At 31.9% G+C, this 23,732-nt stretch carries 23 protein-coding genes and 3 tRNA genes; 6 read left to right on the top strand and 20 right to left on the bottom strand.

Translation table 11 applies throughout. The features are described from left to right. Window positions 1-195: 195 nt before the first annotated feature. The 3 genes from C1I91_RS10130 to C1I91_RS28775 form a co-directional block, all read right to left on the bottom strand. The gene (locus C1I91_RS10130; RefSeq protein ID WP_128212772.1) at window positions 196-1,515 is read right to left on the bottom strand and encodes a ferredoxin reductase family protein; all 1,320 of its coding nucleotides are present in this window, start codon (window positions 1,513-1,515) and stop codon (window positions 196-198) included. Between the two features lie 604 nt (window positions 1,516-2,119). Beyond that, window positions 2,120-2,812: a transposase gene (locus tag C1I91_RS28780; protein ID WP_128215075.1), complete on the bottom strand. Its 693-nt coding sequence runs from the start codon at window positions 2,810-2,812 to the stop codon at window positions 2,120-2,122. Between the two features lie 197 nt (window positions 2,813-3,009). Beyond that, on the bottom strand, window positions 3,010-3,603 hold the full coding sequence (locus tag C1I91_RS28775; RefSeq protein ID WP_238475958.1) for a hypothetical protein: 594 nt from the start codon (window positions 3,601-3,603) through the stop codon (window positions 3,010-3,012). Window positions 3,604-3,791: 188 nt separating this feature from the next. On the opposite strand from C1I91_RS28775, the gene zupT reads away from it, so the two are divergent. After that, on the top strand, window positions 3,792-4,586 hold the full coding sequence (gene zupT, locus C1I91_RS10115) for a zinc transporter ZupT (RefSeq protein ID WP_128212771.1): 795 nt from the start codon (window positions 3,792-3,794) through the stop codon (window positions 4,584-4,586). A gap of 487 nt (window positions 4,587-5,073) precedes the next feature. Then, entirely contained in the window at window positions 5,074-5,592 is a 519-nt protein-coding gene (locus C1I91_RS10110) for a nitroreductase family protein (RefSeq protein ID WP_128212770.1), read from the top strand. 180 nt (window positions 5,593-5,772) lie between these two features. Here C1I91_RS10110 and C1I91_RS10105 read toward each other — a convergent pair whose 3' ends face one another. The 8 genes from C1I91_RS10105 to C1I91_RS10070 form a co-directional block, all read right to left on the bottom strand. Next, window positions 5,773-6,774, bottom strand: coding sequence for a tetratricopeptide repeat protein (locus tag C1I91_RS10105; RefSeq protein ID WP_128212769.1), 1,002 nt, complete (start codon window positions 6,772-6,774; stop codon window positions 5,773-5,775). 57 nt (window positions 6,775-6,831) lie between these two features. Then, window positions 6,832-8,283 (bottom strand): HAMP domain-containing sensor histidine kinase, encoded by a 1,452-nt coding sequence (locus C1I91_RS10100; protein ID WP_238475957.1) that lies wholly within the window; start codon window positions 8,281-8,283, stop codon window positions 6,832-6,834. Continuing rightward, window positions 8,264-8,968, bottom strand: coding sequence for a response regulator transcription factor (locus C1I91_RS10095; protein WP_128212767.1), 705 nt, complete (start codon window positions 8,966-8,968; stop codon window positions 8,264-8,266). Before C1I91_RS10095 ends, C1I91_RS10100 begins: the two co-directional genes overlap by 20 nt. Before the next feature lie 361 nt (window positions 8,969-9,329). After that, complete coding sequence (locus C1I91_RS10090; protein WP_128212766.1) at window positions 9,330-9,866, bottom strand: cysteine hydrolase family protein; 537 nt, start codon at window positions 9,864-9,866, stop codon at window positions 9,330-9,332. Window positions 9,867-10,042: 176 nt separating this feature from the next. Then, window positions 10,043-10,321, bottom strand: coding sequence for an ArsR/SmtB family transcription factor (locus C1I91_RS10085; protein ID WP_128212765.1), 279 nt, complete (start codon window positions 10,319-10,321; stop codon window positions 10,043-10,045). A gap of 240 nt (window positions 10,322-10,561) precedes the next feature. Beyond that, window positions 10,562-12,217, bottom strand: coding sequence for an FAD-dependent oxidoreductase (locus C1I91_RS10080; protein ID WP_128212764.1), 1,656 nt, complete (start codon window positions 12,215-12,217; stop codon window positions 10,562-10,564). 19 nt (window positions 12,218-12,236) lie between these two features. Then, window positions 12,237-12,557: a rhodanese-like domain-containing protein gene (locus C1I91_RS10075; RefSeq protein ID WP_128212763.1), complete on the bottom strand. Its 321-nt coding sequence runs from the start codon at window positions 12,555-12,557 to the stop codon at window positions 12,237-12,239. 310 nt (window positions 12,558-12,867) lie between these two features. Further along, window positions 12,868-13,242, bottom strand: a complete 375-nt coding sequence (locus C1I91_RS10070; RefSeq protein WP_128212762.1) for a MerR family transcriptional regulator — start codon at window positions 13,240-13,242, stop codon at window positions 12,868-12,870. Window positions 13,243-13,412: 170 nt separating this feature from the next. On the opposite strand from C1I91_RS10070, the gene C1I91_RS10065 reads away from it, so the two are divergent. Further along, on the top strand, window positions 13,413-14,387 hold the full coding sequence (locus C1I91_RS10065; RefSeq protein WP_128212761.1) for an aldo/keto reductase family protein: 975 nt from the start codon (window positions 13,413-13,415) through the stop codon (window positions 14,385-14,387). A gap of 316 nt (window positions 14,388-14,703) precedes the next feature. Here C1I91_RS10065 and C1I91_RS10060 read toward each other — a convergent pair whose 3' ends face one another. From C1I91_RS10060 to C1I91_RS10030, 7 genes are all read right to left on the bottom strand, one after another. Continuing rightward, the gene (locus C1I91_RS10060) at window positions 14,704-15,666 is read right to left on the bottom strand and encodes a M23 family metallopeptidase (RefSeq protein ID WP_128212760.1); all 963 of its coding nucleotides are present in this window, start codon (window positions 15,664-15,666) and stop codon (window positions 14,704-14,706) included. Between the two features lie 314 nt (window positions 15,667-15,980). Further along, a tRNA-Cys gene (locus tag C1I91_RS10055) sits at window positions 15,981-16,055 on the bottom strand. Window positions 16,056-16,072: 17 nt separating this feature from the next. After that, window positions 16,073-16,148: transfer RNA gene (locus C1I91_RS10050), tRNA-Phe, on the bottom strand. Between the two features lie 3 nt (window positions 16,149-16,151). Then, window positions 16,152-16,228, bottom strand: a tRNA-Asp gene (locus C1I91_RS10045). Window positions 16,229-16,287: 59 nt separating this feature from the next. Next, complete coding sequence (hslO, locus tag C1I91_RS10040; RefSeq protein ID WP_128212759.1) at window positions 16,288-17,172, bottom strand: Hsp33 family molecular chaperone HslO; 885 nt, start codon at window positions 17,170-17,172, stop codon at window positions 16,288-16,290. A gap of 2 nt (window positions 17,173-17,174) precedes the next feature. Next, window positions 17,175-17,924, bottom strand: coding sequence for a class I SAM-dependent DNA methyltransferase (locus C1I91_RS10035; protein ID WP_128212758.1), 750 nt, complete (start codon window positions 17,922-17,924; stop codon window positions 17,175-17,177). Window positions 17,925-18,025: 101 nt separating this feature from the next. After that, window positions 18,026-18,277, bottom strand: a complete 252-nt coding sequence (locus C1I91_RS10030; RefSeq protein ID WP_128212757.1) for an alpha/beta-type small acid-soluble spore protein — start codon at window positions 18,275-18,277, stop codon at window positions 18,026-18,028. Window positions 18,278-18,747: 470 nt separating this feature from the next. Here C1I91_RS10030 and C1I91_RS10025 point away from each other — a divergent pair, with 470 nt between their 5' ends. Genes C1I91_RS10025 through dapB form a run of 3 tightly spaced genes read left to right on the top strand, consistent with a single transcriptional unit; the run spans window position 18,748 to window position 21,445 of the window. After that, window positions 18,748-19,737, top strand: coding sequence for an aspartate-semialdehyde dehydrogenase (locus C1I91_RS10025; RefSeq protein WP_128212756.1), 990 nt, complete (start codon window positions 18,748-18,750; stop codon window positions 19,735-19,737). 51 nt (window positions 19,738-19,788) lie between these two features. Then, complete coding sequence (dapA, locus tag C1I91_RS10020) at window positions 19,789-20,670, top strand: 4-hydroxy-tetrahydrodipicolinate synthase (protein ID WP_128212755.1); 882 nt, start codon at window positions 19,789-19,791, stop codon at window positions 20,668-20,670. Window positions 20,671-20,683: 13 nt separating this feature from the next. Continuing rightward, entirely contained in the window at window positions 20,684-21,445 is a 762-nt protein-coding gene (dapB, locus tag C1I91_RS10015) for a 4-hydroxy-tetrahydrodipicolinate reductase (RefSeq protein WP_128212754.1), read from the top strand. Between the two features lie 324 nt (window positions 21,446-21,769). Here the strand turns inward: dapB and C1I91_RS10010 are convergent, their stop codons facing one another. Together C1I91_RS10010 and cobO are read right to left on the bottom strand one after the other, a co-directional pair. Next, window positions 21,770-22,903: a pyridoxal phosphate-dependent aminotransferase gene (locus tag C1I91_RS10010; protein ID WP_128212753.1), complete on the bottom strand. Its 1,134-nt coding sequence runs from the start codon at window positions 22,901-22,903 to the stop codon at window positions 21,770-21,772. Between the two features lies 1 nt (window position 22,904). Beyond that, window positions 22,905-23,444, bottom strand: coding sequence for a cob(I)yrinic acid a,c-diamide adenosyltransferase (cobO, locus tag C1I91_RS10005; RefSeq protein WP_128212752.1), 540 nt, complete (start codon window positions 23,442-23,444; stop codon window positions 22,905-22,907). Window positions 23,445-23,732: the final 288 nt, after the last annotated feature.

Genomic DNA, 23,732 nt, shown 5'->3' with positions numbered 1-23,732 from the left:
AAAAACATTTACTTAGATAAAATAAAAACCATCATATTAGCTTAGCAAAACTTTCTATGTGTATGGTTTTAAACTAATATTTTTGAAAACAAAATATAGAAATTCCGTCAAATAAGCACAATTAATATATTACTACAAACTTAAATTATCAAAAATGCAGTATTATATCATAGTAAATGAACTGTACTTTGATTTCTACTTAAACTGGAATTGTTCATAATGAAATTCTTTAACTTTATAATTTTCTTTTTTTAATTCTTTTGCAATATTTTTTCTCATTGGCTTTGGTCCACAAAAAAATACTTCTACAGTTTCATCTTTATTTAAGTATTTGCTAATATGCTCAACACCTAAAAAACCACTCTTAGAACTGTCTAATAGATGTATCCTAACATTCTTCTTAGACTTAATATCTTCTAATTCTTTTGCATATGGTGCATCCTGCTCATTGTTATACGCATAAAAAAAATCTATATTATATTCATTTGGAATATCAGACTGCAAAAAGCTTCTGAATGGGGTTATACCAATTCCCCCTGCCACCCATAACTGTCTTTTTGTTTCTACTCTATAATCAAAGGCACCATGTGGCCCAGCAACGGCTATGGTATCTCCTGTTTTTATATTATTTTGAAGCTTCTTTGTATGATCACCTAATACTTTAATTGCAAACTGAATTTGCCCTATTTTTTCTGATTGGCTCATTGTAAATGGGTGAGATGGAAATCCCTTCTTTCTGCCAATCACCTTCATAAAGGCAAACTGTCCAGCTTTATAAAGCAATGATTTGCCATTAGTAGTTCCAGTTATCTCATACGTATCCTTAGCTATCTCCTTAACACTAGTTACTTCGTATTTGTATCTAAAGGCTGTATATTCATATATACAGATACTATATACCGCCGACAGTACTCCAATTGCATTCATTATATTCATCCATATACTATAGGCACTTAGAGCAAATACAGGATAGTCTGAATCTAAGTAGTAATGCACTACACCAAAGACATATGGTACTATCATAAGCTTGTGAAGAAGTTTCCATTTTTCATATTCTAATTTATATGCAATTAGAAAAAATATAGTAAGTCCAGTGAAAATATATAAGCTCAAAGTACCTAGCTGTTTACCATTTGTAAACATACTAAGAATGTTTCCACCACCCTCTCCCCCTCTTTCAAAGCCAGCAGGAGGTTTAAATCCAGAAGGCTTTCCCCCAGAAGATCTTCCCGTCTTCAATGTTAAATCATGCCCCCAGATTAAGATAATTGCTAAGATACTAAGATATTTATGATATGCATAGGATTTATCCAATCCATGAAATATCTTGTCAATTAATCTATGTCTGCTAGATATATAATTTATCCAAGTAAACACAACCAGAGCTATAGATGCTATAAGCTGAGAGTATTGTCTATTAGCATACATAGAGCTTGCTAATCTTTCTGGAATCCAGCAAAGCCAAGTAATAATAAAGCTTAATAATATTAAGATTAATCCGAGACGTTTTTTCATCATGTCCTCCTTTTTAGATATTGTAAATTAACATTTTTAAAACTAAATTTTTATAAAAATTACTATATCTAATTATTCTCAGCAATAGTTATTTTTATGTGACCTAATTACTTAAATTGCATTTTTATTATCAGTGTTTCATTCAAGCGAAGTATTTTTAAATTCAAAAGCTGCTACCATACTAAAATTATGTTAACTGCTTTTCTTTATATATAAATGTTCTTTACTACAACAAATTCTAATATGTAGCCTTTAATTTAATCGCTACTCATAATTAAGTGATAAAATTCATATCTATAAAACGTAGAGCTCAGATTAAATGCCATTATTAGGGATAAGCATTTATATGTATAAGTTATTCAGATTAATTACATGCTGCATAAAGTTGGACAAGTCTCTTGATAAGCCACTCACTTTTTAATGATTATTTATTTTTGTATAATAGTCTCTCGGAATTATGAGTGATTATTATAGTCCTATCGGGGTAGCGTACATTAAAAAGTGAATATTATCCAAAGATTTACAGAGAATGTGGAATATTAATAAAAATGAGCATAACTAATAGACATAGCTGCCGCTATGTTTTAAAATAATTATGTATTGATTAAGCGGCTTGCAAAATCAATTTTTTGAGATCTGACTCAAAAGGCAGATCCCAGGCATCGAGATGTTGTAGCATCAAGATGTTATAGAGGCGGCAGTACCACATCTTAGTAGAGCGGTGTCTGCCGCTTTCTAATAGAAAGTCTATTTTTTGTCGTTTATTAGAACGTTCTACGGAAGTTCTTGAATTATATTCTACTTTCCATTCTTTACTATCCCTTGGTGGGATGTTTATCAATCTTGGATTATCTTTCATTGCCAGATGCACCGTTCTCCCGTATTTGGAATCAGAACAAGGGTGTTCGCAGGAACATCCATACTTTCTACTTGTTAGAGGACAATGGAATTTGATACGGTGTTTCTTTTTTTCAACACCATCACGATTCATCTTACGGCCTGCTTTGCAGACGGGAATACCATCTTTACCAATGATAAAATCATCTTTATATTTAACTTTGATGCCACGTTTCTCATTCAAGTCAATAAACGGAGTTATTCCTTCTTGCTTGAAGTATTCATAAAATGGCATGGCATCATGAGCAGAGTCGAGAATAATTTTGTCTATTTTAAAGTCATGAAGTAAACTTTTCATGCGAAAAAACGCATGGAGAAATCCATGGGAGTCATGCCTTGAGGCTGGCCCAAACAAAGGGAATACTGGAAGATCACTATCAGAATCAGATGCAACAAACATGTAGAGATCATATCCATGATAAAAACAGTCTCTTGATGAATCCCAGCCGATGTCACAGTCAGGCTGAGAAAAGAATCTATCGCAAGTACAGTCAGTAATACCTTTGGAAATACAATCACATACACGGTGTTTTCGTTCTCTTGCAGAGGTAGCGACTGGTGTGCCATCACCTGCAAGAGCTAAGTTCTCTGTATTGATCAGTCCCTTTGTATAGAAAGATTAAGAAACTCATTTTTATATAAATTAAAAAGGGAACTATAAGGTTGTTCATCACTTAAAAAAGATACTCCTTGTAATTCTTTTAATAGTTGTTCTACTGTTGTCTTTTCAACTGGATCAGCTTTTAAACCTTTCTTTTTAGGTTTTTTTACAGAAGTTTTTAAAGGTTGTAACTGAGATGAAAGATTGTTATTATCAGAATCCCATAAGCGGCTAAAGAAGTCATAAAAAGTACCAACACCAGGAGTGTCGCCTACTTCAAATCCGCTCAATATAGCATAAAGAGGGTTGATCTTAAGTTGTGCAACCCAATCAGTTACTGAAGTAACTTTAAAATCAATAGATAAAAGATATGATCTATGCATACAAGAAGGATTTCTCGGCTTCGGACCGAAAATGGAATATTTATTTTTCAGATGTATTTCAGTATATGAGAGGTCTAGGTTCCAGAAACGATCAATGATATCCCAGGTAGAACGCGCGATAGCATCCGGATTAGGATAATATTTACGAAGCATTTCAACAACAAATTTTTGATAGGCGGAATGGCCGCCAGAGTAAACAGGTAACATTAAAAATCTCCTCCAATCGAAAAATATACCTTATATTTAAGGGGCGCGTAGCGCCGCATTTTTCGATATTTTTGTCAAGTGCTTTTAACAAAAAAGTGGGGGATTTCAATAAAAAAGGAATCTTTAAGCCAGATAAATCAAGGCTTAAAGATTCCGAGAGATTATTATATTTAAATGGAGGATATTTAATGAATAATATATTATTTGCTTTCAGTTTAAGTCTTTTAGCCGGACTATCTACTGGCATAGGAAGCACCTTGGCATTCTTTACGAAAAAGACAAATACGAAGTTTTTATCCTTAAGCCTTGGATTTTCTGCAGGAGTCATGATATATGTCTCTATGGTTGAGATTTTTGTAAACGCTAAAGATTCCTTAACTTCTGAAATTGGAATAAAAGCTGGTTCTTGGCTCACAGTAATTTCGTTTTTTTGCGGAATGCTTCTTATATACCTTATTGATACCTTTATACCAAGCGAAGAAAGCACAGCTGCAGCCTATAATATTAAGTACAGTACCGGATACTCAGATATAAAGCTTCTACGAATAGGTATCCTAACCGCACTGGCTATTGCTATCCACAACTTTCCTGAAGGCATCGCAACCTTCATTTCTGGAATACATAAACCTTCTATAGCAATCCCAATCGCTGTAGCTATAGCTATACACAATATACCAGAAGGTATATCAGTATCTGTACCCATATACTATGCTACAGGTGATAGAAAAAAAGCGTTTTTGTATTCTTTCATTTCTGGACTGTCTGAACCCCTTGGTGCTGTAATTGGATATCTTATTCTTATGCCTTTTATAAATAATCTGACCTTTGGTATCATTTTCGCAGCAGTAGCTGGAATAATGGTATTTATATCACTAAATGAACTTCTTCCAGCTGCAAGAGATTATGGCGATGATAATCTCTACATATATGGACTTATTGCAGGTATGGCTGTAATGGCTATAAGCTTACTTTTATTCTTATAGATTAGCTGATAATAATATAAGTTGAATACCCTATATCTATCTCTATATCTATAATTATGATAAGTGTTTATATTTTATGGATGTACACATAGACATACTACTCCAATCCTTAAAATAAAAAGAAACATTTATATAAATATGCCAATCTTTATCTAAATGTATTTCGATACCAAGTAGTATATCTATACTCCCCCTTAATAGGATATATATTTTCAGTAATGTATAAATTTAGATAGTTGAGTTATAAATTATCCAAGAGTTCTAACTTCAACTATTAATTTATACATGCCACAAAATCCCCAGAAGCCGGTATTATAGAACATGTATAAATTAAGTTTTCGTAAAAGATACCTATATATATACTTACCACTAAGTTAGTATGTAACAAAAATGTGCATACTTATTTATTATAATAAACTACTATATAATTCTTTAGTAGATAAATTATAATAAGAGTTTAAGATATATTATTAAGAGGAGGTATTTTATGAGCTTTATTGATCTTGTAAAAGAAAGACATTCTGTAAGAAGCTTTGATGAAAAAAAGGTAGAAAAAGAAAAACTTAATCTTATATTAGAAGCAGGAAGGTTAGCTCCAACAGCAGCAAACCTTCAACCTCAAAGAATTTTAGTCATAGAAAGTGATGAGGCTGTTGCAAAGCTAAAGGATTGTACAATTTACTCTTTCAATGCTCCTATGGCCCTTATTGTATGTGCTGATAAAAACGAAGCTTGGAAACGTAAGTATGATGAAAAAACTCATACAGATATTGATGGTAGTATCGTCGCAACCCATATGATGCTTCAAGCTGCTGAACTTGGCCTTGGAACCACTTGGGTTGGTCATTTCGATCCAGAAGCAGTAATGAAAGTGTTTAATATACCTGCAAACTTGGTTCCAGTATGCATCTTCCCATTAGGTTATCCAAGTGCTGATTCAAAGCCACACCCCAATCATGAAAAAAGAAAATCTCTTTCAGAGACTGTTTTTTATAACAAGTTTTAATATGAAAAGTAACTAAAGAGAACTTTTTTGCGTATCTGCCATTACTAATATAAATGAGTAAAATCGGGCAAGCGAAATAATTTCATAAAGCAAGAAGGCCCTAAAATACTGCCTTGTATTTTAGGGCCTTCTTGCTTTAATAAAAACTTTACTCAAAAAATCTCATTAGGTACCATAAACTTATGGTACAAATTGTTCATCAGCAGAAACAATTATAGAATTCTCAGTATTTATCCAAAATATTTCTCTTTCCTTATGCTTGGCTATTCTGTCAGAAAAATCACTATAAGTGCACTGATTTAAGTTTCCGGTCCAATTAACGTAATCATAATCTTTAAAAGTTGCCTTACTTGATATCTCATATACCTTCAACTCTGCACTCTTGTTTCTTATATAATATCCATCTTCAGCATAATACCTGCCATCGCTTTCAAAAATAGCTTTCCCATCTTTTTTAGCTTCATCTGCAGCCTGTCTATCTTTGTAAAACTCTATTTCATCAAACTGAAGGTATCTCTTTCCATCCTTCTCATATACAGATTTGACATAGCCACATTTTCTTTCTTTTACTATTGGCTTTACTGTTAAAATTAATTTTACTGCTCTCTCATAATTACCTACCACCACACCGTCGAAGTTAAACTTTCCACTCTTACTAGTATCAACATTAGAATTATTCCAATTTACTGCTTGTTTAGTTTCTTCACCATTAATTTTTATATTTACTTCCTGGGGCAGAGTATAGTTCGTATCAGTATACACTGTGTCTTGTAACACAGGCACCTCAAGTTTTCCTTGTATTTCATTAAGAATTGACTTCATGTTTTCTACATCAATGTTATTCTCTATTGCTAGCTTTACTATATAATAAGCATCATCTAATCTATTCTTTTCAACATATCTATCCTTTATTTCTAAATAGGTACTTTTATTTCCTGTATCCAAAGCTATAGCACTTTCAAATACCTTCTTAGCATCCTCATATTTCTTTTCTTGAAGATACTTACCTCCCTGTTCTATCTTTTCTTTTATCTCATTTTCTTCTGACTTTACTTGCTGACTCACATCTTTTGATACTACAATCTCTTTATCTTTTTTACTACACCCAATACATAGCATAGAAGCTGAAATGATTGCAAAAAATATACCGCACATAGACTTTTTCAAGAAATTATTCATCATATTAACTCTCCTTTTCTTATCTTTAAGTTAATAATATCATTAAGTTTTTACCATCTTTCACAAACTTGTTTCCAAGTTATTGCCACTTAAAGGGAGTTCAATATTTGCAGTAATAATTTCTCCATTTTCTATACTAATCTTTCCATTGTGCATTCTTACTATTTCACTACATATATATAAACCAAGGCCTCTACTGTCTTCTCTAACATCTGACCCCTTAGTAAAAGGCTGAAAAATGTTATTATAGACCTCTCCAGGAATTAATTCTCCTTTATTCACTACCTCTATTATATAAAAATTTTCTTTAATATAAGTTTTTATTAAAATAGGACTACTTCCCACAGAGTACTTTATTGCATTATCTAATATATTTATCAACAACTCTCTTATCTTGTTGATCCTGCCTGGAATTGTTCCTTTGCTTACTTTTTGCTCTATCTCTAAAGAATACTTTTTAGCTTTAATACTCATGTCGTCACATATCTCACTTATGAGTAGCTTCATATCAATATCTTCAACATCCTCTTCTATAAAAGAAATTCCTTTAGAAATATCAATAAGTTCAAGAACAAGTGAGTGTAACCTCTCGCTCTCTGAATATATTCTTTCTAACGCTCTATTCTTGAAATCTGAATCTGTAACTATACCTTCTAGCAATAATTCAGCATATCCTGAAATTGCGGTTAGCGGTGTTTTTAATTCATGAGTAACGTTATTAAAAAAATCTCGCCTAGCCTTTTCTAGCTTTTCAACCTTTTCCTTCTCATTTTTTATTGTGTTTATTTGATTACAAATCTTTTCTTTCATGTTTATGAACTCCATTGATAAGATACCTACCTCATCTTTAGAATTAACTCTTATATTAATGTCATAAATTCCCTCTCCAACTTTTTTCACTGCATTAGTTAAGTCAGATACTGGCTTTGTTATTTTAGCTGTAATTAAAAATGAAGTTGCAAGGATTATAACTAATATAATTATCTGAATAATAGTAATTGTGTTAATTGTATTTTTATATGTTACCAATATATCAGAGTAACTTTTATTTAAGTAAATAATACCCAAATACCTACTGTTTATATAAACTGGGAATACCATATCACCTTGCACATTATCTTTGATATATTTAATTTTCACTACTGCCTCACCTTTTTTTGCATTTGCTATTAGCTTGCTTTCTCCACCCATGGATTCATTACTATCATCATTGTTAAGTATATTTCCTTGCATGTCCATAACCTTACTATTACTTTCATAGTTTAAAGAAATATATTTAGATATATAGCTTGCATCATTCTTTAAAATATCATCATCTGATAGCTTATCATTTACCATTAGCCTATACTTTACATATTCTCTCGAACTTTTCATTATATCTTCCATGGATCTTGAAATGCTGTTTTCCATATTATAAACCAGCACTTGCCTTATCAATATATTTAAGATTAATGAAAAAGCAATCAAAATTATTGATATCGCTAATGTAAATTTAAATTTTATTTTCATCATAACCTCTCATTACATAACCAACCCCGAATACTGTTTCTATCAATGACTTACTGCTCTTATCATCCAACTTACTTCTAAGTCTCCTAACATGAACATCAACGGTTCTAAAATCACCTTCATAATCTAAGCCCCAAACTTTGTCTAAAAGTTCTTCTCTAGAAAATACTCTATTTCGATTCTTAACAAAAAACTCTAGCAAGTCATATTCTTGAGGCTTTAACTTTACCTCTGAGTTTACTTTAATTACAACCCTTGCTTCAATATCTATTTTTACAGATCCACTCAATTCAATGTATTTTGTATTACTAAAAGATTTGTATCTTTCCACCCTTCTTAGAGCAACTTTAACCCTAGCCAATACTTCTTTTATATGAAAAGGTTTAGTTATATAATCATCTGCACCAAGTTCTAAACCTAAGACCTTATCGACTATATCGTTCCTAGCCGTTATCATTATTATTGGTATATAGAATTTTTTATTAATAAATTTACAGAGTTCAAAGCCATTTTCATCTGGCAAATTTATATCAAGAAGGGTTATATCAGGAATAAAACTTTCTAATATCTTTCTAGCTTCTTTAGATGAAAAAGCACTCTTAACCTTATATCCATCCGCTATTAAAGCAGAAACCAATATATCATTAATTGATATTTCATCCTCTACAACCAATACTCTTAAGTCCATATTAATAGTTACCCTCCATTATTCCTATTAAGTTTTGTTTTTCATAATAAAACTATAGTAGTAATCCACAATCAATAGGCCGATATCTTTATTTATATCACCACATTTATTGTAACATAAATCAATTATAGTTAAATTATACCATGACACTATGTTTTTATAAAATATTAATTCAGGAAAACCGTTATTCCAACCAAGGCATTAAATATATATCCAGTAGGTTATTATTCCTATAAAGTAAAAAAGCTCACTTAAGTGAGCTTTTTTTGTACATCTGTCTTTGTAAATTAATATCTAAAAAATCTAGCATACCAATAAGTTTCAGGTTGCATTTAACTTCAATATGTTTCCAAACTAATCACTATGAAAATTCAATTTCATCAGTATACATGGACTTTACAAACCTTCCACCTAAAAGAGTATTGTGATGCTCCACTATCTTATCAGCAGTAAGTACTGGCCCATCAAAGGTGGAGTTAGCATCTCTTACTAGTACATTTTCATGATACCCCTTGCTATATGCCGCTCTACAAGTAGTATCTAAACAAAATTCTGTTTGCATTCCCACTATTATTAGCCTCTTTATTCCCTTTTCCTGCAGAACTTCTTCAAGCCTAGTTTTATAAAAAGAATCCCAAGTAGTTTTTTCTACTACAGTTTCACTTTTTAATGGTGCTATTCTAGGGTGAATATGCCACGTTGGTTTTGCTCTATTGTATTCATCATCTTCCTCGCTTGTATGCTGTATAAAAATTACTGGTATATCAGACTTTCTTGCTTTTTCAAGCAAAAATACTATATTATCTAATACCTTTTCACCGTTGTACAAAGCTTGATCTTCATAAGAAAACATAGCAACTTGTACATCTACAATCATAAGTGCTGTATCCTTTGACATCTTAGTTCATTCCTCACTTTCAAATTTTTGTATTAAATTATTGCTATATAATTAGCATATATGTATTCTTCCTTTGTAATAAAGTCTAATTATATCACTTGCCTACTTTTTATAAAATATTAAATTAATAAAAATCCTATCAAAGCTCTAAGCTCTAATAGGATTCTTAATATATCTTAGCAATAATTATCTCTTAATAGCTCAACAAGTTTACTTACCCTTTCATCTAAAATGAAATAGGTACATGTAAGCCCTTTTTTATTATAATCAACTATTTTATGAGCCTTAAGCATAGCCAAATGCTGAGAAATAGCTGACTGAGTCAAATTACTAAGACTTTCATTGAGTTCACTTACTGTCATTGGTTTTTCGATTAAATGACATACAATCATAAGCCTATTTTCATTTGAAAGTACTTTTAAGACCTCTGAAACCTCTTTTGCTTTATCAAGCATATTTTACCGCCTCTCTTTTAGTTCAAATAAAAATTAATCATTTGAACATATACCTCTTCACGCTATATCTTATATAATTCAATTTTCTATACTCATATAATGAGCAAATAACATTATTTCTCCTGGTAATATCTAAAGCTTTAACACTATAAGATTTTATATTAAATACAAATGTAATTATTCTCCAAGTTTCAAAAAACTATCATACTAGATAAAAATTTAAGTCTTAATAATATAAACTTATAACACCTCTCTAGTTGCGTATTCCATAAGCCTTATAGCTTTATACCCACCAGTTATATTTTTACACTTAAATCCATTTTGCTTCAATATTCGTTCGGCAATATAGGATCTAATTCCTACAGCACAGTGAAGCCAATATTCCTTATCCTTATCTAATTCATTTAGTCTATTTCTAAGTTCATTAACATTTATACCTATAGAGTTTTCTATTTTTCCTAAAGCTCTTTCTTCTTCCGTTCTAACATCCAATACTACAATATTATCCTCTGGTTTTATCTTCTTTAACTCTCTTGGATGAACCAACTCGCTCTTCTCAGTAAGATAGTTCTCTGCAACATAGCCAGAGAAATTAACAGCATCTTTTGCTGATCCAAAAGGTGGTGCATAAGATAGTTCAAGCTCAGTTAAGTCGTAGACTGTTCCTCCATACCTTATAGCTGTTGCTATAACATCAATTCTCTTATCTACTCCTTCTCTTCCTGCTGCCTGAGCGCCTAATATCTTTCCTTCATCATTAAAAATTAATTTTAATGTCATTTGCTGTGCCCCTGGATAATACCCTGCATGACTAAATGGATGAACTATCAGTGAATGATGTGGTATATCAAGGCTTTCAAGAATTCTCTCATTATTGCCAGTAGCTGCTAAAGCTAAATCAAATACCTTTATTACTGTGGTACCCTGAGTATTTTTATATATGGATGGAACTCCACATATATTATCTGCAATAATTCTTCCTTGTTTGTTAGCAGGACCAGCCAATGGTATAGCAGTTTTATTTCCATTTACAAAATCAATTACTTCCACAGCATCTCCACCAGCATACACCCCTTCTAGATTTGTCTCCATTCTATTATTGATTAGTATATGACCTCTCTCGCCTAATGCTATTCCTGAGTCTTTCAAGAATTCAGTATCAGGACTCACTCCAATTGCAGAAACTACTATATCAGCTTTTAGGATATTTCCGTTATTAAGGTAAGCTTCTATTCCATCCTCTACCTCTTTGAAACTAATTACTTTACTGTTTAATTGCAAATTGATTTTATTTTTTTCCATAGCCATTTCAGCTGCAGCTACTATTTCTTCATCAAAAGGAGACAATATGTGCGATGCTGCTTCTACTAAAGTTACTTGTAGATCTAACTTTTTGAGATTTTCAGCCATCTCTATACCTATATATCCTCCACCAACTATTATCACTGACTTTATCTCTTTAGTAACAGACTTAAGCTTATCAGTATCCTGAACATTTCTTAGATAAAATATTTTTTCACTGTTTATTCCATTTATATTAGGCTTAAATGGTTTTGCTCCTGGTGCCAAAACTAAATAATCATAGGTTTCTTCATAATTACCTCTATCTTTAGAACTTATAGCTACCTTCTTTGAATTACCATCAAGCTTGATCACTTCACTATTAACTCTTACATCAATATTAAATCTATGCTTCATCAGTTCTGGTGTTGAAACTAAAAGTTCTTCTCTTTCTTCTATAACTCCTCCAATATAATAAGGCAAGCCACAGTTTGCAAAAGATATATAGTCTCCTTTTTCAAATAGAACTATTTCTAAGCTCTCATCTAACCTTCTAAGTCTTGCTGCTGCTGAAGCACCTGCTGCTACCCCGCCAACTATAACAACTTTACTCATATTATCTTCCCTCCAGGTTTTATCTTTCTAATGGTCTTAAGTAAGAGCCGGTTCCACCAGTTACATTTACAACTTTATAACCTTTGGTACTAAGCTCACTGCAAGCCTTGGCGCTTCTTCCTCCAGATTGACATATAATGTGGTATTCTTTTTCTTTATCAAGATACTTCTCTGGATCTTTAAGAATGGTAGCCATAGGTATGTTCTTAGCATTTGGTACATGTCCATCTTCATACTCATAGGGTTCTCTTATATCAATTAGATCTATCTTAGTAACTATATCATCCACATCATGTATGCTTATTGCTTTAAAGTTCCCTCTTTTAATAAATGAAAACATAATACTACCTCCAAGTTATTCATATATAATTTAGTATTTGTTAAAAAAGTAATTTTTATAAGTATATTAGCACTTTCTTATATACTTATATATTATTCAGAAGTCACTATTATGTCAATAGCTATTTTTATAATTAAAAACTTTTCCATTAGGTGTATAAAAGCTTAGTTTTATTAACTACTGAAAATCACTAAACTTTATAAGTTCCAATTCTATTGTTTAATATTGAAGTGGCACATCTTTATTAAGATTATAAAAACAAAAAGCTAGTCCCAACTTAAATTAAGTGTTACTTAGCTTTTTATATTCTCTATCCATCAATATGAAATATTCCGATCTGCTTATAGTGGTCCAACTTATAGTCTATAATCCCAAGACTATTATTGAGTCTTTCAATTTGATTTAAAATATTCTCTTTATGTTTTTGAAGTATTTCTTTTCTTTCCTCGCAGGTTTCTTCCCCTTTTAGACATAGGTTCATAAATTCTTTAATCTCCCCCAAAGACATGCCGCTATTCTTAAGACAGTTTATAAGTTCTATCCAACAAATATCGTTTTCGGAATAATTTCTTATTCCAGAGGCACTTCGCTTTAAAAGTGGCATCAGCCCTTCCCTATCATAATATCTTAAGGTATGATCAGATAAATTTGTTCTTTCAGCTACTTGCTTTATTGTGTAACTCATGACTATCCCTCCGTTTCAGGCTTAATAATACATTGATGAATTTAATATTGCAATCAAGAATTTAACTTTTCATTTTACAGTAAATAATCTTATATACTCTTGACTTTGAGTTAACTCAAAGGTTTATATTTATTATATATTATAAATTTGGAAAGGTATAGGTGGGTTTTATGAATTATAGAAAAGTAGGAAAATGGGGTTTAAAGGTAAGTGAAATTGCGTTAGGTAGCTGGATGACAGATGTAAGCGGAGGTAATGCTGTAGATATTGCTAAAAATACAGTTAAACTAGCATATGAAAACGGTGTAAATTTCTTTGATTGTGCTGATGCTTATAGCGGAGGAGAAGCAGAGAAATTCTTAGGAAATATATTAAAAGATTTTGAAAGAAGCTCTTACGTAGTATCTAGCAAGGTATTTTTCCCTGTTGGTACTGGACCTAATGATAGAGGACTATCAAGAAAACATATCTTTGAACAAATTGATAAGTCTTTAAAGAATATGCAAACTGACTATCTGGATATGTATTTTTGCCATAGATATGATGAGGAAACTCCCTTAGAAGAAACATTACAAGCTTTGAGTGATCTTGTTGAAAAGGGAAAAATACTTTATTACGGAGTAAGTGAATGGAGCCCAGTTCAGATCACAGAAGCTCTTGGCATAATTAAATCTATGGGGTTAAGACCACTATCAGTAATACAACCTCAATATAATATGATGGATAGATATATTGAAGATGAAATCATAGGAATTTGTGAGAAAAACGGCATAGGTATAGTTCCATTTTCTCCACTTTCTCAAGGATTGCTCACAGGCAAATATAGAAAAGGACAGCCTATCCCTGAAGGATCAAGAGCCACTCATCAAAGTGATAAACAAATTAATAACTTATTAACTGAGGAGAATCTTGATAAAGTTGAAAAGCTTTCAAAAGTAGCTGATGACTTAGGAATTAGTCTATCTGTTTTAGCACTATCTTGGGCTCTTCGCAAACCATCTATAAGTAGTCTAATAACAGGAGCTACAAAACCAGATCAACTTGAAAATAATATAAAAGCTAGTGGAGTATCTCTTCCTTTAGACGCCTTAAATGAAATAGAAAACATTCTAAATTACCATCCATTTTCACGTAGAATAGGATAACTTAAAAATAAGACACCAAGCATTTTATCTGGTGTCTTATTCTATATGTTGTTGAATGTAGGGCTTTAACTTCAACTATTAAGTTATGAATACCGCAAAAAGCCGAAGAACCCAAGATTTTCAGACATGCGTAACTTAAGTTTTCGTAATGGAACTCTATAGGGAACCAACTTCAACTATTAATTTATACATGCCATAAAATCTCCAGAAGCCGGGATTTTATAACAAGTATAAATTAAGTTTTCATAAAGGTTCCCTATACAATATATACCTACTCAAACCTATATATTTATACATGATAAAACTAATATTTAGTTTATACTTTAATAACTGTATTCTTAACCGGATAATATTTGTCATTAAAAAATATCGGTACTCCTTTTCCTTTCCAATAATATCCGTCCTCACAATAAGATACCTGCATGTGTAAATGAGGTCTAGGAGTTAATCCAGCGTTACCGATGATAGCTAATAATTGTCCTTCTAAGACCTTATCACCAGGTTTTACAGTTATGCTATCCTTTGCTAAATGCCCCATAACTATATAATAGTTGTCCTTCTTTAAAACCACCCTATTACCAACATTGTAAGGATAATTACCGCTAAAAGGTATATTATCTTCCATTCCATCTACTATATCAACTACAATAGCATCACAGGGGCAATACACTTTTTCATGAAATATTTCATACTCCTTATTTTCTCTCGTAAGAACGCTATTTACTGTAAAACCAAACTTACTTAATTTAGCTATGTCAGTTGCATATCTCATAGATGTATTAGATCCGCCATTCTTATGAATCTGAGCCTTATTATGATAATTTATTAGAGAGCTAGTCTTTCCGTCTCCACCATCTGTTATGATATACTTACCATTCTTGAAAGGGAAGCATAGTTTTATATATTGTTCTGGCTTTCTTGAAGCAAAAACTGTGGATAGGTTCAAATAAAGCATAATAAGAGAAATCATCGACAATAGCAATAAAACATAAATATTGTTATTTATCACAGTATTTTTATAGGAAACGACCAAAAACAAATTTCTTGTTCCTATAACTAAGTATACAAGAATAAGAACATATCTAATATAATAATTAGTAAATTCCCAATAACCTGCTTTAAATAATAAAAATATAAAATTGCCCACAAATAATAAGTATATAATAGCACTTATAAGATTCACTGTACCAAATTTAAATATGCCTAATATAAGTAATATAGGCATTACTATATTTAAGATATTAGTTATGATAAATATTTTGGATCTACTTAAAAACACCTTTTACAACTCTCCTTTATTAATATTATTTTGTATTAAGGTAAATATAACCAGTAAACAAAGTGATTATAACATAATATCAAGTTACAATAAATGCAATTTAATCAAATAAAAGGTTTTTATTTTGTAATACTTTAAATACTTCAAAAATCATAAATATAGGAACATATTAATCTACTTATATATTATCTCTAAAAATATTAACACATCAAAAACTTTGATATGTATAAATAATTTCATTTTATGTTTATAAAAAGTAAAAAGTCCAAAATAAAAACTGTGATCTATCAAAAGATAAATCACAGTTTTTATTTTGGAGGCGCCACCCGGATTTGAACCGGGGCATAAAGGTTTTGCAGACCTTGACCTTACCGCTTGGCTATAGCGCCAGAAATATTTAAATAAATGGTGGCCAGACCAGGAATCGAACCAGGGACACGAGGATTTTCAGTCCTCTGCTCTACCGACTGAGCTATCTAGCCACGTGGCGACTCAGAAGGGGCTCGAACCCTCGACCTCCGGCGTGACAGGCCGGCACTCTAACCAACTGAGCTACTGAGCCATGTGCTTCTATCGTCCACGTATTATATTATATGAACTTTAGAAGACTTTGTCAACAAATTATTTTTTCAAAGTATTAATTAATTCACCAATTTGTTCATTAGTAAATACATAAGATTTATTACAGAAGTGACATTTTAACTCTTCTTCTTTTCCTTCTTCATATATTTCATTAAGATCTTTAAGCCCAATACTTATAAAGGCTCTTTCAACTTTCTCTCTTGAACAATCGCATTTATATAAAGGTTCTATGCTTTCATTTATTTTTAGATCCATTCCGTCAAATATATATTCTAATATTTCTTCTATAGTCTTTCCTTCAGTAATCATATTTGTTATAGGCGGTATCTCTTCCATTCTGTAAGAAAGAAGATCTGCTAAAAGCTCATCTGCTCCAGGCATCATTTGAATTATAAATCCACCTGCTGCTTTTATTGATAGGTCATTATTTACTAATACTCCAAGTGATACAGCTGATGGTGTTTGTTCTGAAGCAGTAAAGTAGTACGCAAGATCTTCAGCTACTTCTCCAGTATAAATAGGCACTTGTCCTACATAAGGATCTTTTAATCCTAAGTCTTTTATTACCGTTAAATTACCGTTTTTACCTATGGCCCCAGCAACATCTAATCTTCCGTTAATGTTAAGAGGTAAATTAACAGCAGGATTACCTACATACCCTTTTACTGAACAATCTGAATAGGCTGTTACAGTTACTCCCTTAGCCTCTCCTCCACCATTTATCTGAAGTGTAATTATCTCTTTTTCAGATTTTAACATTGAGCCCATTAAAGTTCCTGCTGTAAGCATTCTACCAAAAGCAACTGCTGCTGTTGAGCTGCATTCATGAATTCTTGTTCCTTCGTCAACTAGATTAGTAGTAATACCTGCTATTATTCTAACCATTCCATCTTTAGCCGTAGCTCTTATAATTTTATCTTTCATATCTAATTTACCTCCAAACATTTAAGTACATAAACTATTCTTTCACTATCTTCTTTTACGGCACTTTCTTTGTAACCATCATATTTTCCTACTACTTCAAAACCACACTCTTCTAAGATATCTTCAATAGTTTCTTCTGTATAAGCTCTCTCTTCATGAATTTCTTCAAATCTTTCATAAAGCTCTCCATTTTTCACAAAGAAAGTTAAATTCATTTCTACTATTTCATCTTCAAAGATGTTCTCCCAAGCATAAAATATATCTTCTGAATTGTATGTATAAACATTATTTCCAAGTATCTCACTAAGTTTATAATATGAATTTATATCAAAGACAAATATTCCGTCTTCACTCATATGCTTTTTTACTGAAAGAAAATAATTTTTCAGATCTTCAATATCTAATATGTAATTAGTTGAATCAAGAACACAGGTTACAAGATTGAATTTTCTATTAAGAGCTAATTCACTCATATCCTGACATACAATCTTACACTTCATTCTTTCTTCCCTAAACTTTTTATCAGCATTTATTAGCATACTTTCTGATGAGTCAACGAGAAATATATTTTTAAAATGCTTTCCTAGGATTGCGGCCACGTTTCCTGTGCCACAGGCTAAATCTAAATAGTACTCATAATTTATGTTATTATTTTTACATAGATTAAGTACAAAACTACTTATATCATCATAATTTATATCTTCATATATCAGTTGATCATAAAGATTTGCAAACTTATTATAGCTGTCCATCTAATAATTATCCCCCAAACTAAATCTACTAAATAATATATTATTAAATTTCAGCTAAGTCAATGATATAAATATAATAACAACGTAAACTGTACTACATACTATCTTCTACCTAGAATTTCATCATTACTAGGTATCTTTAGATTTTTCTTTCTTTTAGTCATAATACCGCCTATTCTACCGGTCTCCTCAGCGGTTAGTCCTCCCCAACCTTCTGAATCAACTTTATCTTTTAATCCAAGTTCTTCTGCAATTTCATATTTCATAGCTTCTCTAAGCTTTTCGGCTTCAGTTAGCTCCTTATTTGACTTTATTTTTGACTTAATGATTTTTTTTAATGGTGTTTTACTCATAAGAAATTCTCCTTTCTTATTTTTTCTATTATTGCCACATCAATTTGCGGATATACTGAATAAATAGAGCTATCACTATCTATATATCTAAGCAAAGACTATGTAAAAAAATAATGTTAAAATCAAGTGCTTATCCAGAGAAATATGTATGAACTAGCTACTAGAATTAAATGATCCTTGTGTAAGATCATTAGAGCCTATGATTATTAACCACTTAATTTCAATATAGTACTTTAACATCTCCAGTAAATAACAACTCCTAAAAAGCTATTATCTTTATAAAGAAAATATACTTTTTAATATGAAGTGACACATATATATTATGCGAAAATTAAAATTTAAAATTCAAAAAATTTCATCTGCTTATTAAATAATAGTGTATAATTAATTTAACGTGACAAAGTATTATGATATAATTAGACCTGATTTATATTTATGCATAATTTATAAAAAACTTAGGAGGGATTGCTTTGTTTAATGTAGCAATAGTTGGGGCAACAGGTAACGTTGGAAGAAAGTTTATTGAAATACTTGCAGAAAGAAATTTTCCAATAAAGAACCTGTACTTATTTGCATCAAAAAGATCTGCAGGTAAGATTATGAAGTTTAAAGATAGTGATTATGTAGTTGAAGAGTTATGTGATGAAAACATAAAAAATAAAGAAATTGATTTTGCATTATTTTCAGCTGGTGGAGATGCAAGCTCGGTGTTTGCTCCAAAATTCGCAGAAATTGGTGCAGTTGTTATAGATAATAGTAGTGCATGGAGAATGGATCCAAAGGTTCCTCTAGTAGTTCCTGAAGTTAATCCAGAAGATATTTCTTGGCACACTGGTATAATTGCAAATCCTAACTGCTCTACTATACAGGCTGTGGTTGCTTTAAAGCCTCTATATGATAAGTATGGTATTAAGAGAATAGTATATTCCACTTATCAAGCAGTTTCAGGGGCAGGGCTTCAAGGGATCTTAGACCTACAAGACGGTCTTAAAGGAGAAGCTCCTAAAAAGTTCCCTTATCCGATAGCAGGAAACATCCTTCCTCATATTGATGTATTCACCGAAGATGGCTACACTAAGGAAGAGATAAAGATGATAAAAGAAACTAGAAAAATACTTCACAATGAAGACTTAAAAATAACAGCTACTACTGCGAGAGTTCCGGTTTTAAATAGCCATAGCGAAAGTATAAATGTTGAGCTTCTAAAAGACTTTGATATTAAAGAAGTTATTACTTTACTTGACAACTCTAACGGCATAGTTGTATATGATGATACTAAGAGTAATAAATATCCAACACCATTACAAGTGGATGGAAAAGATGATGTCTATGTAGGAAGAATCAGAAGAGATTTTAGTATAGACAACGGTTTAAATCTATGGGTGGTTGCTGATAACATAAGAAAAGGTGCTGCTTTAAACGCAGTACAAATAGCAGAGTTAATGATAAAAAACAAATAATATATAAAAAGTGAATTACTTTTTAAATTAGTTAGACATGGAGGTATAATTATGTCTTTGTTTAAAGGATCTGGAGTTGCTATAGTTACTCCTTTTAATGAAAGTGGAGTGGACTTTAAGAAATTAGAAGAACTTCTGGAGTGGCATATAGCTAATAGCACAGATGCCATAATAATATGTGGTACTACTGGCGAAGCTTCAACCATGACTGAAGCAGAAAAAAAAGAAACCATAAAGTTTACAGTTGATGTTGTAAAAAAGAGAATTCCTGTAATAGCAGGTACTGGTACAAATAATACCGCCTACTCCATTGAAATGAGCAAATGGGCTGAAAGCATAGGTGTAGATGGCCTTCTAGTAATAACTCCTTATTATAATAAAACCTCTCAAAGAGGAATGATTGAACATTTCAAGGCTATAGATGCTGCAGTAAATACGCCAATAATTCTTTACAATGTGCCAGCAAGAACTAACATGAACATTAGTGCTGAGGTTCTACTAAAACTAACTGAGCTAAAGAATGTTGTTGCAGTAAAGGAAGCAAGTGGAGATTTGAGCCAAATAGCTAAAATTAAAGCTCTTTGTGGAGATAAGATAGATATTTATTCTGGAAACGATGACCAAACTATTTCTATATTATCACTAGGAGGAATAGGTGTAATATCAGTGCTTGCCAATGTTATGCCAAAGGAAGTTCATGACATGTGTGAACTATTCTTATCTGGTAAGACAAAAGAAGCTTTAGAAATCCAAATAAACACCTTAGATCTTGCTAATACACTATTTATTGAACCAAACCCAATTCCAGTTAAAACAGCTTTAAACTTGATGGGATATAAGGTCGGCACTTTGAGATTGCCTCTTTTTGAAATGGAAGGCTCAAATCTTGAAAAACTAACAAGCGTTTTGAAAAAGCATGATCTTGTAAAGTAATGGAGGGAATACTATGACTAGAATAATATTAAACGGCTGTTGCGGTAAGATGGGAACTGTAATATCTAATCTTGTAGAAAAAGAAGAAAATCTTCAAATAGTAGCTGGAATCGATAAATTCCCAAAGGGTGAAAGAAGCTATCCAATATTTAGCGACTTAGATGAATGCAATGTAGCTTACGATGTATTACTTGATTTCTCAAGACCTGATTCATTGAGTTCTATAATTGCTTTCTCAGAAAAGAATAACAAACCAATGGTTCTATGCTCCACTGGATATACTAAGGAAGATTTAGCTTTAATAGAGGAAAAATCTAAGTCCCTTCCAATATTCAGATCAGCAAATATGAGTGTTGGGGTAAATCTAGTTAACATGCTTCTTAGAAAGATCTCACCGGTTCTTTATGAGAACTTTGATATTGAAGTAATAGAAAAGCACCACAATCAGAAGGTAGATGCACCTTCTGGAACAGCAGTTATGCTTGCAAATACAATAAAAGATTCTATTGAAGAAGAAACTCATTTTGTATACGGAAGAGAAGGCATAGCTAAGAGAGAGCATAAGGAAATAGGCATACATGCTATACGTGGCGGAAGCATAGTGGGAGACCATGATGTAATATTTGCCGGTGACGGTGAAGTTATAGAAATAACTCATAAAGCTATTTCTAGAGAGGTTTTTGCTGTGGGAGCACTAAAGGCAAGTGCTTATATGGGCACAATATCAAATCCAGGACTTTATGACATGGAAGACGTTTTAAATCTTTCTTTTTAAATAAATTTATAAAAAGGCTGAATTGAATTATTACCTTCATTTCAGCCTTTTTTCTTGTCCAAGAAAGCATATTTTTTTGTTATATATAGGTATCCAACTCAAATTATTAATTTATACATGCCCGATAATCCCCAGAAGCCGGTATTATCGAACATACATAAATTAAGTTTTCGTAAAGGATACCTATAGATATCCAAACCTATCAAGATTAAGGCTTTAAAGCAGCTATCTAAGTTGATCAGTAAAAAAACAAATCTTATCTATATAAATAGCTCAACTGTTTACTCTCAATTTTAATAAGATTTTTTATAGATGTAGCATGTACTAGATTTCCTTTATAAACTCCTCTATCAGGTCCAAAGCCCTTTCTAATTCCTTATCGCTGTAGCAGTAGGAAATCCTCATAAAGCCTTCTCCTCCAGCTCCAAAAGCGCTACCTGGTACACATGCAACCTTCTTCTTTTCCAAAAGAAGTTCACAAAACTCTTCTGAAGTCATATTAAACTTCTTTATTGATGGAAATATATAAAACGCACCCTTAGGAAGATTTACTTCAAAGTTCATAGCTTTAAGTCTACCATATACATAATCTCTTCTTCTAAGAAATTCTGATTTCATGTACTCAACGTCTCTAAGACATTCTCTAAGTCCAACATAAGCTCCATATTGGGATATAGAAGTGGCACAAGAAACATTGTATTGATGAACCTTCATAAAATCATCCATAAGCTTCTTATTAACGCAGAAGTACCCTAATCTAAGTCCAGTCATTGAAAATATCTTTGAAAAGCCACCTATAAATATTACCCTATCCTTCAATTCTTGAAGCTGAGCAATTGAATGGTATTCATCATAACATAACGCACTGTAAATCTCATCAGTTATCACCATAAGATCATATCTTAGTATAAGATCCTTCAGAGCATTTAACTGTGTCTTCTCTAATATTGCACCTGTTGGATTAGTTGGAAAAGATAATAAAAGGTACTTAGCACCACTTTTCAATATAGCTTCTTCTAAATAACTAATATTAAGAGAAAAGTCTTCATTTAGTTTATAATTAACTACCTCGCCACCAACAAGCTTAACACCGTTTTCGTAAGCAGGGTAAGCTGGAGTAGGTATAAGTACTTTCTCACCTCTATCTATAAGAGTGGTGAATACTGTAAAAAGAGCTTCACTTCCTCCTACAGTTATGCAAATTTCCTCTTTATCATAACTTATTCCAAAGCTTTCTAGATATTTACTTATCTCTTCCCTTAATTCTACTAGCCCTGCATTTGATGTATATACTGTCTTACCTTGCTCCAAAGCCTCTATCATAGCTTCCTTCACTCTTTTAGGAACAGGGAAGTCAGGCTGTCCCAGTGTAAGAGATATTGCTCCTGGCACCTTTGCCACCTTGTTAGAAAATTTTCTTATTCCTGAAAGCTCAATCCTATTTACATTACTGTTCATCTTAATACTCTATCCCCTCTCTAGCAACTACACCTTTTTCATAATAATGCTTTATATCCTTCATTTCTGTAACCAAATCTGCTCTTTCAATCAACTCTTTGGGAGCGTTTCTTCCAGTAAGAATGATTTCCATATCCTCAGGCTTATTATTTATAAGCTCTAAGACCTCTGAAATCTCCAAGAAGTTGTTATACATTGCCGCCATTATTTCATCTAATATTAATATATCGCACTTTCTTTCTCTAACCACAGCTTTGGCAAAGGAAAATGCCTCTTGTATCTCTCCCTTTAACTCAAGCTTCTCTGTTTCATTTAAAGTCCAAACAAAGCCTCTTCTCTTCTCAAATCTATGTATTTGAAAATTAGGAGAATGAAATTGAGCTGAATTTAGCTCTCCAGTTTTATTACTTTTTAAGAACTGAACCATAACTACCTTCATTCCATCACCGACAGCTCTAAAGGCCAAACCTAAGGCTGCAGTAGTTTTCCCCTTACCATTTCCAGTATATATTTGAACATATCCTTTTTCTAACTTTGCCACTAATCATCACTCCCGTTTGTTCTAATACGATATATCTGTAACTACTTAATATATTCTAACTGAAGCATTTACAGATCAACCTTTTTGCATATATTTGCGCAAAAATTGCATATTAATACACAAATTTAAAGCCAGCAATACTTTTTAATGTTAAAATCATTGTACTTTAGTTGCTTTTAAACTGCACTCATAATCCACATAACTTTTTAAAACATATATTGTTTAATTGCTTATATGCTCAATATCATCAGGTATAATATGCCTATAAATGGCTATTTAAAGACATTA

Source organism: Clostridium manihotivorum, assembly GCF_004015185.1.
Classification (GTDB): domain Bacteria; phylum Bacillota; class Clostridia; order Clostridiales; family Clostridiaceae; genus Clostridium_AR; species Clostridium_AR manihotivorum.
The sequence above is the reverse complement of the archived record's forward strand: the minus strand, read 5'-3'. Positions and strand labels throughout refer to the sequence as shown.

Coding starts and splice junctions, on each gene's coding strand:
- C1I91_RS10130 (WP_128212772.1), bottom strand. CDS start 1,515: ATGAAAAAACGTCTCGGATTAATCTTAATATTATTAAGCTTTATTATT.
- C1I91_RS28780 (WP_128215075.1), bottom strand. CDS start 2,812: ATGTTTGTTGCATCTGATTCTGATAGTGATCTTCCAGTATTCCCTTTG.
- C1I91_RS28775 (WP_238475958.1), bottom strand. CDS start 3,603: ATGTTACCTGTTTACTCTGGCGGCCATTCCGCCTATCAAAAATTTGTT.
- zupT (WP_128212771.1), top strand. CDS start 3,792: ATGAATAATATATTATTTGCTTTCAGTTTAAGTCTTTTAGCCGGACTA.
- C1I91_RS10110 (WP_128212770.1), top strand. CDS start 5,074: ATGAGCTTTATTGATCTTGTAAAAGAAAGACATTCTGTAAGAAGCTTT.
- C1I91_RS10105 (WP_128212769.1), bottom strand. CDS start 6,774: ATGATGAATAATTTCTTGAAAAAGTCTATGTGCGGTATATTTTTTGCA.
- C1I91_RS10100 (WP_238475957.1), bottom strand. CDS start 8,283: ATGATGAAAATAAAATTTAAATTTACATTAGCGATATCAATAATTTTG.
- C1I91_RS10095 (WP_128212767.1), bottom strand. CDS start 8,968: ATGGACTTAAGAGTATTGGTTGTAGAGGATGAAATATCAATTAATGAT.
- C1I91_RS10090 (WP_128212766.1), bottom strand. CDS start 9,866: ATGTCAAAGGATACAGCACTTATGATTGTAGATGTACAAGTTGCTATG.
- C1I91_RS10085 (WP_128212765.1), bottom strand. CDS start 10,321: ATGCTTGATAAAGCAAAAGAGGTTTCAGAGGTCTTAAAAGTACTTTCA.
- C1I91_RS10080 (WP_128212764.1), bottom strand. CDS start 12,217: ATGAGTAAAGTTGTTATAGTTGGCGGGGTAGCAGCAGGTGCTTCAGCA.
- C1I91_RS10075 (WP_128212763.1), bottom strand. CDS start 12,557: ATGTTTTCATTTATTAAAAGAGGGAACTTTAAAGCAATAAGCATACAT.
- C1I91_RS10070 (WP_128212762.1), bottom strand. CDS start 13,242: ATGAGTTACACAATAAAGCAAGTAGCTGAAAGAACAAATTTATCTGAT.
- C1I91_RS10065 (WP_128212761.1), top strand. CDS start 13,413: ATGAATTATAGAAAAGTAGGAAAATGGGGTTTAAAGGTAAGTGAAATT.
- hslO (WP_128212759.1), bottom strand. CDS start 17,172: ATGAAAGATAAAATTATAAGAGCTACGGCTAAAGATGGAATGGTTAGA.
- C1I91_RS10035 (WP_128212758.1), bottom strand. CDS start 17,924: ATGGACAGCTATAATAAGTTTGCAAATCTTTATGATCAACTGATATAT.
- C1I91_RS10030 (WP_128212757.1), bottom strand. CDS start 18,277: ATGAGTAAAACACCATTAAAAAAAATCATTAAGTCAAAAATAAAGTCA.
- dapA (WP_128212755.1), top strand. CDS start 19,789: ATGTCTTTGTTTAAAGGATCTGGAGTTGCTATAGTTACTCCTTTTAAT.
- dapB (WP_128212754.1), top strand. CDS start 20,684: ATGACTAGAATAATATTAAACGGCTGTTGCGGTAAGATGGGAACTGTA.
- C1I91_RS10010 (WP_128212753.1), bottom strand. CDS start 22,903: ATGAACAGTAATGTAAATAGGATTGAGCTTTCAGGAATAAGAAAATTT.